5 protein-coding genes are annotated in these 12,152 nt (G+C 71.4%); all 5 read left to right on the forward strand.

Annotation, left to right across the window (positions count from 1 at the left end; all coding sequences use genetic code 11):
* Positions 1–92 precede the first annotated feature (92 nt).
* Positions 93–7,901 carry an SDR family NAD(P)-dependent oxidoreductase gene (locus OH768_RS02340; RefSeq protein WP_406449467.1) on the forward strand — a complete coding sequence of 2,603 codons (7,809 nt, stop codon included), beginning with the start codon at positions 93–95 and terminating at the stop codon, positions 7,899–7,901.
* A gap of 253 nt (positions 7,902–8,154) precedes the next feature.
* The gene (locus OH768_RS02345) at positions 8,155–8,358 is read left to right on the forward strand and encodes a cold-shock protein (RefSeq protein ID WP_019056860.1); all 204 of its coding nucleotides are present in this window, start codon (positions 8,155–8,157) and stop codon (positions 8,356–8,358) included.
* Between the two features lie 177 nt (positions 8,359–8,535).
* Entirely contained in the window at positions 8,536–10,107 is a 1,572-nt protein-coding gene (locus OH768_RS02350; protein WP_406449469.1) for a DEAD/DEAH box helicase, read from the forward strand.
* Between the two features lie 62 nt (positions 10,108–10,169).
* On the forward strand, positions 10,170–10,484 hold the full coding sequence (locus tag OH768_RS02355) for an SCO5918 family protein (RefSeq protein ID WP_406449471.1): 315 nt from the start codon (positions 10,170–10,172) through the stop codon (positions 10,482–10,484).
* Between the two features lie 147 nt (positions 10,485–10,631).
* Complete coding sequence (locus OH768_RS02360) at positions 10,632–12,077, forward strand: glyceraldehyde-3-phosphate dehydrogenase (RefSeq protein ID WP_406449473.1); 1,446 nt, start codon at positions 10,632–10,634, stop codon at positions 12,075–12,077.
* Positions 12,078–12,152: the final 75 nt, after the last annotated feature.

Below are 12,152 nucleotides of genomic sequence, written 5' to 3' on the forward strand. Positions count from 1 at the left end.
CCCTCGCCACGCCGTGGATCTTGCCCGACGCCGTCCGCGAAGGGCCGCTGTCGTACGGTTGCCACTCGGGGTTGGTGAACACAGGGGTGGAAATGGCCGTTTCCGACGACGAGTTGACGCGCACGCTGCCCGGCATTCTGCGGGAGCACTCGGATCGGATCGGCGACAAGACCGCCTACCTGGACGACCGACGCGCTGTCACCTACCGGGAGTTGGAGCGGCGCACCGCCCGGCTGGCGGGCCATCTGGTACGGCTCGGGGTGGGGCGTGGGGACCGGGTGGCGATCCATCTGGGCAACCGGGTGGAGCTGGTCGAGGCCTGGCTCGGCGTGTTGCGTGCCGGGGCGATCGGTGTGCTCCTCAACTCCGCCGCGTCGGAAGAGGAGTTGGCGTACTTCCTCGACGACAGCGGAGCCGTCGCGATCGTGACGGAGGCGCCGGTGGCCCAACTGGCCGCCGCACGAAGGGTGATCGTCGTCGGACGGGAGGAACCGGCTGACGGAACCCTCGGCTTCGAGGATCTGGCCGGGTCGGATTCGGGTACGGCCGCCCGTGACGACCTCGGGCTCGACGAGCCGGCCTGGATCCACTACACGTCGGGCACCACCGGGCAGAGCAAGGGCGTGGTCTCCACGCAGCGTTCCGCGCTGTGGTCGGTGGCGAAGGCCTACGTACCGGCGTACGGGCTGGAGCAACAGGACCTACTGCTGTGGCCGTTGCCGATGTTCCACGCCCTCGGCCACTCCGTGTGCCTGCTGGGTGTCGTCTCGGTCGGTGCGACGGCGCGTGTCCTCAGACCGGGCGCGAACCTCGCCGAGACGCTGAGCACCGAGCCGTTCACCGTCCTGGGCGGGGTGCCCGCCACCTACCGTCTGCTGCTGGAGTCACTGCGCGAGACGGCGCGTCCGGTGCCCGCGTCGCTGCGGGTGTGTGTCAGTGGAGGGGCGCCCTGTTCCCCCGAGTTGCGGGCCGAGGCCGAACGGATCCTGGACGCTCCCCTGCTCGACGGGTACGGCTCCACGGAGACCTGCGGGAAGATCGCGATCGAGCGGCTGGACAGCCCCCGCGACGACCCCGCGCGCGGTTTCCCGCTGCTGGTGCTGGACGTCCGGATCACCGATCCGTCCACCGGTGCCGAGGCCGGCGACGGGGACGAGGGCGAGATCTGGGTGCGCGGTCCCGGGCTGATGACCGGCTATCACAACCGTCCGGACGCGACCGCGGAGGCGTTCACCGACGGCTGGTACCGCACCGGGGACCTCGGCCGGCGCGACGCGAACGGGCATCTCCATGTCACCGGCAGGGTCAAGGAACTCATCATCCGGGGCGGTGTGAACATCAACCCGTCCGAGGTGGAACGGGTGTTGCTGGCCCGCCCCGACATCGTCGACGCCGCGGTCGTCGGCCGGCGCCACGATGTGCTGGGCGAGGTGCCGGTGGCCTTCGTCGTGCCCGGCCCGGACGGGGTCGACACGGAGCGGGCGCTCGCCGCCTGCCGGGAGCGGCTGTCCGGGTTCAAGGTGCCGGACGAGATCTATCCGACCGCCTCCCTTCCCCGTACCGCGTCCGGGAAGATCGCCCGCGCCGTGCTCGTCCAGGAGTTGCCTCAACGCCTCGCCGCGGAACGTACGGCCGCCTCGGCCGCTCTGCGCGAGCGGCTCGGCGCCGCGTCCGACGCCGTGCTCGGCCTGGTCCTCGACGTGACGGCACGGACCCTCGACGTCCCCGTACCGGAGCTGGACCCCGAAGTACCGTTCAGCGCCCAGGGTTTGACCTCGCTCGGCGCCGTCCTGCTGCGCGACCGGCTGGGCACGGCGACCGGCCTCTCGCTGCCCGTGACGCTGGTCTTCGACCACCCCACGCCCACCGCCGTGGCGGACCTGGTGCGCGCCGCGTTGCACGGCGAGAGCCACCCGGGGCCCGCACGCACCTCCGCGGGCGATCCCCGGACCGACCCCGGCGAGCCCATCGCGGTCGTCGCCATGGCCTGCCGCTATCCGGGCGGGGTGGAATCCCCGGAGGACCTGTGGCGGCTGGTCGCCGACGGCACCGATGCGACCTCCGACTTCCCCGCCGACCGCGGCTGGAACGTGGCCGACCTGTACGACCCGGACCCCGACCGCCTCGGCAGGTCGGTCACCCGACGAGGAGGTTTCCTGCACGACGCGGCCGACTTCGACGCGGCCTTCTTCGCCATGTCACCCCGCGAGGCCCTGGCCACCGACCCCCAGCAACGGCTGCTCCTGGAGACGAGTTGGGAGCTGCTGGAGCGGGCGGGGCTTGACCCGGCCGGTCTGCGCGACAGCGACACCGGCGTCTTCGTGGGCGTCATGCACGCCACCTACGCGAGCCGACTGCACCACGGCGGGCACGAGTTGGAGGCGCATCTCGCCCTCGGCTCGGCCGGCAGCGTGGCCTCCGGCCGTATCGCCTACACGCTGGGGCTGCGCGGCCCCGCCGTGACCGTGGACACCGCGTGCTCGTCGTCACTGGTCGCGATGCATTCGGCGGTACGGTCCCTGCGCGACGGGGAGTGCTCTCTCGCGCTGGCCGGCGGGGTCACGGTCATGTCGTCGCCCGGACCGTTCATCGCGTTCAGCAGACTGCGCGGGCTGGCTCCGGACGGCCGCTGCAAACCCTTCTCGGCGGCGGCCGACGGTACCGCGTGGGGTGAGGGTGTCGGCCTGGTCCTGCTGGAACGACTCTCGGACGCGCGCCGCAACGGCCACCCTGTACTGGCCGTACTGCGCGGCTCGGCCGTCAACTCCGACGGCGCGTCCAACGGTCTCACCGCCCCCAACGGCCCCGCGCAGCAACGGGTGATCCACGCGGCACTGGCCGACGCGGGGCTGTCCCCGGCCGACATCGACACCGTGGAGGCACACGGCACGGGCACCGCGCTCGGCGACCCGATCGAGGCACACGCGCTCCTCGCCACCTACGGCCAGGACCGCCCCGCCCAACGCCCGCTGTGGCTGGGCTCGTTGAAGTCCAACCTCGGACACACCCAGGCGGCGGCCGGTGTCGGCGGTGTCATCAAGACGGTGCTGGCGATGCGCCACGACCGGCTCCCCCGCACCCTGCACGCCGACGAGCCGTCCCCGCACGTGGACTGGTCATCGGGCACGGTAAGACTGCTGACCCAGGACGAGGAGTGGCGGCCCGAGCCCGGACGGCCGAGGCGGGCGGCGGTCTCCGCGTTCGGCATCGGCGGGACCAACGCGCATGTGGTCCTGGAGGAGGCGGAGACAGACGCCGCACCATCCCGGCGCGACACAGCGACACCCCCATTGCTGCTTTCGGCCGCCACCCCGTCCGCCCTCCGAGCACAGGCCGCACGCACCGCGGCCTTCCTCCGCGAGCACCCCGAACTCCCCCTGCTGGACGTGGCGTTCACCCACGCCACCAGCCGTTCCGGCCTCCCACACCGAGCGGCCCTCACCGCCGGCGACCGGTCGACGACCCTGACCGCCCTCGACGCCCTGGCGGAGTCCGCTCCCCCGCACACCGCCGTCTCCGCCGCCCGCCTGGCCCTGCTGTTCACCGGCCAGGGCGCCCAACGCACCGGCATGGGAAGGGAGTTGTACGACACCTTCCCCGTGTTCGCGTCCGTTTTCGACGCCCTGTGCGCACGCTTCGACGCACACCTGGAGTGTCCACTGCGCTCAGTGCTCTGGGACTCGGACAAAGCCGCCCTGCTGGAGCGCACGGACTTCGCCCAGGCCGCCCTGTTCACCTACGAGGTCTCCGTCTTCCGACTGCTCACTTCCTGGGGTGTACGGCCGGACTTCCTGGCCGGACACTCGGTCGGCGAGCTGGCGGCGGCGCACTGCGCGGGCGTGCTGTCCGAGACGGACGCCGTCGAACTGGTCGCGGCCCGTGGGAGGTTGATGCGGAACCTGCCGGAGGGCGGCGCAATGGTGGCGCTCGACGCCACCGAGGCGGAGGTGACGGCCGAGTTGACCGAGGGGGTCGCGATCGCGGCCGTGAACGGCCCACGCGCGGTCGTTGTTTCCGGCACGGAGGAGCCGGTCCTCGCGCTGGCGGAACGCTTCGCCGTACGGGGCCGCCGTACCGTCCGACTACGGGTCAGCCACGCCTTCCACTCCCCACTGATGGAGCCGATGCTCGCCGAATTCGGCCGTACCGCGGCCGAGTTGACATACAGCGCGCCCAAGATCCCGGTGCTCTCGGGCCTGACCGGGCTTCCGGCCACCGGGGAGGAGCTGCGGTCGGCCGCCTACTGGGTGCGGCACGCCCGTGAGGCCGTGCGGTTCGGGGACGCCGTCCACTGGCTGGCGCACCACGGGCGGATGACCGCGTTCGCCGAGCTCGGCCCGGACGCCCACCTCACCACCCAGGCCGCCGGGGCCGGCAAGGATCTCCTCTTCGCCGTGACGGCCCGACGGGACAGCGCCGAGCCGCTGACCATGTTCAACGCGCTCGGCCAACTCCACGTACACGGCGTGCGGTTGGACTGGCATGGGGTCTTTGCGGGCAGTGGCGCCCGCAGGGCCGACGGCATGCCGACCTATCCCTTCCAGCGCCAGCGCTACTGGCTGCCCGACACCGGGAGCGAGGTGTCCGCCGGCTCCGGGCACCCGCTGGTGACGCAGACGATCACCGTGCCGGGTACGGAACGGCTGCTGTGCGGCGGCCGGTTGTCCGGTGCGGCCCAGCCGTGGTTGCGGGACCACGTCGTGGGCGGACACACCCTCGTACCGGGCTCGGCCTTCGCCGACCTCGTGCTGCACGCGGGCGACCTGTGCGGGTTGGCCGTACTGGAGGAACTCGCCCTGCTGAACCCGCTGTTCCTGCCCGACGACGACGAAGAGGGCATCCAGGTCCAGGTGGTGCTGGGTGAGCCGGACGGCTCCGGGCGCCGCGCGGCGGACGTGTACGCGCGGTCCGAGGAGTCCGGGGCGCTCGGCACCTGGACACAGCACGCGACTGGCCGGCTCGGGCCGGCCGTGCCGGGTGTCCTGGACGACGCGACCCCGCTCACCGTGTGGCCGCCGACCGGTGCCACGCGGGTGGACCTGTCCGAGGCCTACGACCGGGTGGCCGCGGCGGGGTTGGCGTACGGTCCGGCGTTTCGGGGAGTGACCGCGCTGTGGCGGCGGGACGAGGAACTGTTCGCCGAGGTAGGCCCGTTGCCCGTCGCGGACGCCCGGCGCCATGTCCTCCACCCGGCTCTGCTGGACGCTGCCCTGCACCCGGGTCTGCTCGCCGAACCGCCCACCGGTCCGGCCCGGCTGCCCTTCGCCTGGCGGGGCCTGACCGTGCACGCCACGGGCGCGACCGCACTGCGCGTCCGGATGACGAGGCCCGGCCCGGACGCGATCACCCTCGATCTCGCGACCCCGACCGGCGCGCCCGTGGCCCGCCTGGAGTCGATGACGACCCGCCCGGCACCGGAGACCGGCCCCGCCCCGGCCACGGAGCTGTACCGGCTGCGTTGGACAAGCGTGCCGACTGCCGGTGAGGTGCCCGCCGTGGCGGTGTCGCAGACGGACGACCTGGGCCTGGCCGCGTTCCTCGCATCCGCTGACGCACCGGAGACGACCGTCGTCTCCTTGACCTCTCCCGACGGCGAGGACCCGGTTACCGAGTCGCACCAACTCACCGTACGAGCAATGCAGTTGCTGCAAACGCACCTCGCCGGTTCCGGACGCCTGGCCGTGGTCACGCGCGGCGCCGCCGAACCGTCGCCCGACCTGGCCGCCGCCACGGTCTGGGGCCTGCTGCGGTCCGCACAGGCCGAGTACCCCGGGCGCCTCACCCTCGTGGACGTGGACGACCACCCCGAGTCGCTACGGCAGCTGCCCGCCGCGCTCGCCACGGGCGAACCCCAAATCGCCGTATGCGACGGCGTGTTGAGGCTGCCCCGGCTGGCAGCCGCGCCCCCTTCCGAGGATGCGGGCTCGCTCGCCGGGGGCACCGTCCTGATCGCCGGCGGCACCGGGTCCCTGGGGGCGATGCTGGCCCGGCACCTGGTCGACCGGCACGGGGTACGGCGGCTCGTCCTCCTCAGTCGGCGCGGTGAACAGACTCCCGGCGCACGGGAGTTGCGTGAGAATCTGCAACAGGCGGGCGCGCAGGTGGATCTGGTGGCCTGCGACATCACCGAGCGGGACCAACTCGCCGCCGTACTCAAGGCGTTCGGGCCCGACCTGACCGCCGTGGTGCACGCGGCCGGGGTGCTGGACGACGGCGTGCTGGCGTCGATGACACCGGAGCGGCTGGCGGCGGTGCTGCGGCCGAAGGTCGACGCTGCCTGGCAGTTGCACGAGTCGACGAAGGACCTGCCGCTGGCCCGGTTCGTACTGTTCTCGTCGGCGGCGGGGCTGCTGGGCAACCCGGGGCAGGCCAATTACGCGGCGGCGAACTCCTTCCTGGACGCGCTCGCGCGCCATCGCTCCGAACTGGGCCTCCCCGCGCTGTCGTTGGTCTGGGGCGCGTGGGCGGACGAGGAGGGCATGGCGGCGCGCAGCGGCCGGGTGCACGGCGGGCCGGTGCGCGCGGTCTCTCCGGAGCAGGCGCTCGCGCTCTTCGACGCCGCGCTGGGCAGCGCCGAACCGGTCCTGGCGCCACTGCCGTTGGACCGTTCACCCAAGACGCTCCCGGCCGGTGCAGCCGTCCCGCCACCGCTGCGCGGGCTGCTGCGCACGGGCCGGCCCTCGGCCGCCGCCGCGGGCACGGGCGGCGTCGGGGTGCAGGACGACAGCGCCGGATCCTGGCGGGACCGACTCGCGGCCCTGACCCCGCCCGAGCGGTTGCCCGCTCTGCGGTCACTCGTCCGCACCGAGGTCGCCGCAGTGCTCGGACACACGGAAGTCGACGCCGTGGACCGGGACTTCGCGGAACTGGGCCTCGACTCCCTGATGCGGGTCATGCTCTGCAACCGGCTGAGCCTGCTGACCGGGACACCGCTGACGGTCACCGTGGCCTACGACTGGCCGGACACCGCGCAGCTCGCCGAGCACCTGTACGGCGAGCTGCGCGGCACACTGCCCGACGGGCCCGCCGCCGCGAGCGTCCCGGCACCGGCGCGGTCCGGTGGGCGCGGGCGCGGAGCCGGGCAGTCGTTGCCGGCCCTGTACCGGCAGGTGTGCGAGACGGGTGACGTCGTATCGGCCATGCACCTGCTGGTGACCGCGTCCATCGGCGCGACCGCCTTCGGGCTTGAGGAGGCCGCCCGGCACGCGCTGCCGCCGCTGCGGCTGGCGGCCGGCACTCGGGGGCCGGCCCTGGTCTGTGTTCCCGGCTTCGCCTCCAACCTGGGTCGCCCCTGGTACGCCGGGCTCGCCGCCTGCTTCGAGGGCGAGCGGGACGTGTTCGAGGTGCGGCACTCCGGGGTCGATCACGGGGACGCGGTGCCACGGGACCTGGAGACGCTGACGGCGTCGCACGCCACGACCGTGCGGCACCAGCTCGGGGATCGCCCCTATGTAGTGGTCGGCCATTCCATGGGCGGTTCGGCCGCCCACGCGCTCACTACGCACCTGGCGGGCCTCGGCGCTCCCCCGGCCGGACTCGTGCTGATCGACTCGTACCACATCACCCCGGACCGGGAGGCCGAGCCGTGGCTGCTGTCCCTGCCCGCCCGGATTCCGCTGGCGGCCGGCGAGAGATTCGACACCCTCGTCGACGATCTGACGCTGCTGTCGCTGGGCGCGTACACGCGGATGTTCCGTGGCTGGCAACCCGAACTCACGCAGGTGCCAAGTCTGTTGATCCGGGCCTCCGCACCACTGGCGGACATGCCGCAGGAGTGGCGGTCGTCCTGGCCCGGCGTGCAGGACACGGCGGACGCCCCCGGCACTCATCTCAGCGTGCTCGAAGAGGACGCGCCGACCACGGCCAAGGCCGTCCGCGACTGGATCGACGGCCTCGCATAGCCCGGCGGGAGATCGAATATCTATGTTCGCGGCATGAGAAACGGAATTCACGGCCGCACACTCACGATCGCGCCGTGCTACTATTGATCTCAGTTGCAGTTGTGGTTGCCAAACCCTTCAGATGCCCGCACCGCCCTCCGAGGCGGTGGAGCATTTTTTTGTGTGTCCGGTCTTTCTTCCGGCGGGGTGATCATCACGGCGACACGGAGCCCGCACAGTGCGGACTCCGCTGACCGCCCCGAAGGAGAACAAAATGGCCAGTGGCACCGTGAAGTGGTTCAACGCGGAAAAGGGTTTCGGCTTCATCGAGCAGGACGGTGGCGGCGCTGACGTCTTCGCCCACTACTCGAACATCGCCGCCCAGGGCTTCCGCGAGCTGCAGGAGGGTCAGAAGGTGACCTTCGACATCGCGCAGGGCCAGAAGGGCCCGACGGCCGAGAACATCGTTCCTGCGTAACATCGACGTTAACTTCGCAGCTGGGGCCCGCACCTTGGGGTGCGGGCCCCAGCTCGCTGCATTTTCCATGCTTCGGCGTTATTCCGCCGAAGCCACCGGCTCGTTCTTGCGATTCTCTGCGCCGTTCATTCACCGCGGGAATTCCTTGATACGTGCCATATCAAGGAAGGTTCCACATTGAACCGCGCACGTACAAATGATCGCTTCGCGCGAAAGCGCAATGGAAATCCGGAATCCGCAAAGAGTGGCGGCTACCGCTCGGCGGCTCCGTCCGGCAATCGTTCCGGTGCTCCGCGCCGCTCCAAGGGCGGCGGCGGCCGACCGGTCGCGCTGCAGGGCGAGTTCGCGCTGCCGAAGACGGTGACCCCCGGCCTGCCCGCCGTGGAGTCGTTCGCCGAACTCGACATGCCCGCCAAGCTGTTGGCCGCGCTCGGCCACGAGGGCGTCACCGTCCCGTTCCCGATCCAGGCGACGACCCTCCCCAACTCCCTTGCCGGGCGCGACGTACTCGGCCGCGGCCGTACCGGCTCCGGCAAGACCCTCGCCTTCGGCCTCGCGATGCTGGCCCGTACTGCGGGCCGCCGGGCCGAGCCGCGTCAGCCGCTCGCGCTCGTCCTCGTCCCGACCCGCGAGCTGGCCCAGCAGGTCACCGACGCGCTCACCCCGTACGCCCGTGCCGTCAGCGTGCGGATGACCACCGTCGTCGGCGGTATGTCGATCGGCCGCCAGGCCGGGGCGCTGCGCGGTGGCGCGGAGGTCGTGGTCGCGACGCCGGGACGGCTCAAGGACCTGATCGACCGCGGCGACTGCCGCCTGGACAGCGTCACCATCACCGTCCTCGACGAGGCCGACCAGATGGCCGACATGGGCTTCATGCCCCAGGTCACCGGCCTGCTCGACCAGGTGCAGACGGGCGGCCAGCGGATGCTGTTCTCGGCCACCCTGGACCGCAACGTGGACCTCCTGGTCCGCCGCTACCTGACCGACCCCGTCGTCCACTCCGTCGACCCCTCCGCGGGCGCGGTCACGACAATGGAGCACCACGTCCTGCACGTCCACGGCACGGACAAGCAGCGGGCGACCACCGAGATCGCGGCGCGCGACGGCCGGCTCATCATGTTCCTGGACACCAAGCACGCGGTGGACAAGCTGGTCAAGCACCTGCTGAACAACGGCGTCCGCGCGGCCGGGCTGCACGGCGGCAAGTCCCAGCCGCAGCGCACCCGCACCCTCGCGCAGTTCAAGGACGGGCATGTGACGGCGCTGGTGGCGACCAACGTCGCGGCGCGCGGCATCCACGTCGACAACCTCGACCTGGTCGTCAACGTCGACCCGCCCACCGACCCCAAGGACTATCTGCACCGCGGCGGCCGTACGGCCCGTGCGGGCGAGTCCGGCAGTGTCGTGACGCTGGTCACCCCCGACCAGCGCCGCGACTTCACCCGCCTGATGACCGCGGCCGGCGTCACCCCCGAGGTCACCTCGGTCCGTTCGGGCGAGGAGGAGCTGACCCGGATCACGGGCGCCCAGGCTCCTTCCGGCGTCCCGGTCGTCATCACCGCCCCGGTCGTGGAGCAGCGCGAGCGCACCCGCCGCAGCCCCTCCTCCTCGTCGTCGCGCGGCCGTCGTGGCCGCCCGGCCGGCGAGGGCCGGACCGGCGGCGGCACGGCTCGCCGCAGCGGCGGCAACGGCGGTGCCGGCGGAAGCGGCAGGGGACAGCGGCGCTCGTCCTTCGGCCCCGCGGCCTAGGGATCAACTCGGCCTCTCCGGGGGCCTGTTCGGACGGCATCTCCTTCTCTCTGTGAGGCAACATGCGTTGTGTCATCGCCCGGTATCCCTTCGATCTCACCAAGCTGGGAGTCCTGGAGACGATGAAGGGCATCAAGCCCGAACTGGTCACGGGTGAGTCCGTGACCATCGGGCGGCGCCGCTACCCCGTCAAGCAGGTGGGGCAGGTCATCACCCGGCAGGACCCGCGCGACTTCAACAGCGGCGAGGTCATCCGGGCCATGACCCGGCTCGGCTTCACCTGCCACGGCCTGCCGGAGGCGGTACCCGTGCACGTCCTCACTCCGCTGGAGAACGCGTCGGCGCTGCTGGGCAGCGTCGCGCCCCAGGACGCGTAGGAACGACACCAGTACAACCGTGAGGGCCCTGCCGACGCGCGTCGGCAGGGCCCTCACGGCGTTCGGCGGCCCAGGAGGGACCCCTCGGAACGAGCAGATGAACAGCGGGTTAGCATATGAGCGCCGCCTAGCTCGAAAGAGAAACCTGTGCCTGTCAACGAGGACTCGTTCACCAACTGGAAGCACCGCGAGGAAATCGCGGAGTCGATGATCCCGGTGATCGGGAAGCTGCACCGCGAGCGGGACGTCACCGTCCTGCTGCACAGCCGCTCCCTGGTCAACAAGTCGGTGGTCAGCATCCTCAAGACCCACCGGTTCGCCCGCCAGATCGACGGCGAGGAACTCTCCGTCACCGAGACCCTGCCGTATCTGCGGGCGCTCACCACGCTCGACCTGGGCCCCTCGCAGATCGACATCGGCATGCTCGCCGCAACCCACCGCACCGACGAACGCGGCCTGACCGCCGAGGAGTTCACCGCCGAGGCCGTCGCCGGTGCCACCGGCGTAAACAAGATCGCGTGCCGCGAGGGCCGCGACGTCGTGCTCTACGGCTTCGGCCGCATCGGCCGCCTGGTCGCCCGCCTGCTCATCGAGAAGGCCGGCTCGGGCAACGGTCTGCGGCTGCGCGCCATCGTCGTACGCCAGGGCGGGGATCAGGACATCGTGAAGCGCGCCTCGCTGCTGCGCCGCGACTCGATCCACGGCCAGTTCCAGGGCACGATCACCGTCGACGAGGCGAGCAACACGATCATCGCCAACGGCAACGAGATCAAGGTGATCTACGCCGGCGGCCCCTCCGAGGTCGACTACACGGCGTACGGCATCAAGGACGCCATCCTCATCGACAACACGGGCAAGTGGCGTGACCGGGAAGGACTTTCGCAGCATCTGCGGCCCGGGATCGACAAGGTCGTACTGACGGCGCCCGGCAAGGGTGACGTCCCCAACATCGTGCACGGCGTCAACCACGACACGATCAAGCCGGACGAGCAGATCCTGTCCTGCGCGTCCTGCACCACCAACGCGATCGTGCCGCCGCTGAAGGCGATGGCCGACGAGTACGGTGTGCTGCGCGGCCATGTGGAGACGGTCCACTCGTTCACCAACGACCAGAACCTGCTGGACAATTACCACAAGGCGGACCGCCGCGGCCGTTCGGCGCCGCTCAACATGGTGATCACCGAGACCGGTGCCGCGTCCGCCGTCGCCAAGGCGCTGCCCGACCTCAAGGCGCCGATCACCGGCAGCTCGATCCGGGTCCCGGTGCCGGACGTCTCGATCGCGATCCTCAGCCTGCGGCTCGGCCGCGAGACCACCCGCGCCGAGGTCCTGGACCACCTCCGCGAGGTCTCGCTGACGTCCCCGCTGAAGCGGCAGATCGACTTCACCACCGCCCCCGACGCGGTGTCGAGCGACTTCATGGGATCCCGCCACGCCTCGATCATCGACGCGGGCGCCACCAAGGTCGACGGCGACAACGCCATCCTCTACCTCTGGTACGACAACGAGTTCGGCTACTCCTGCCAGGTCGTCCGGGTCGTCCAGCACGTCTCCGGGGTCGAGTACCCGACGTACCCGGCACCGGCCGTCTGACCCGGACCCGCCGCACGCCCTGAGGCCCGGCCGCCCAAGTGAGGGCGACCGGGCCTTGGTTGATCACAGCCGTAC

Origin of the sequence: Streptomyces sp. NBC_01622 (genome assembly GCF_045209635.1) — a bacterium.
Classification (GTDB): domain Bacteria; phylum Actinomycetota; class Actinomycetes; order Streptomycetales; family Streptomycetaceae; genus Streptomyces.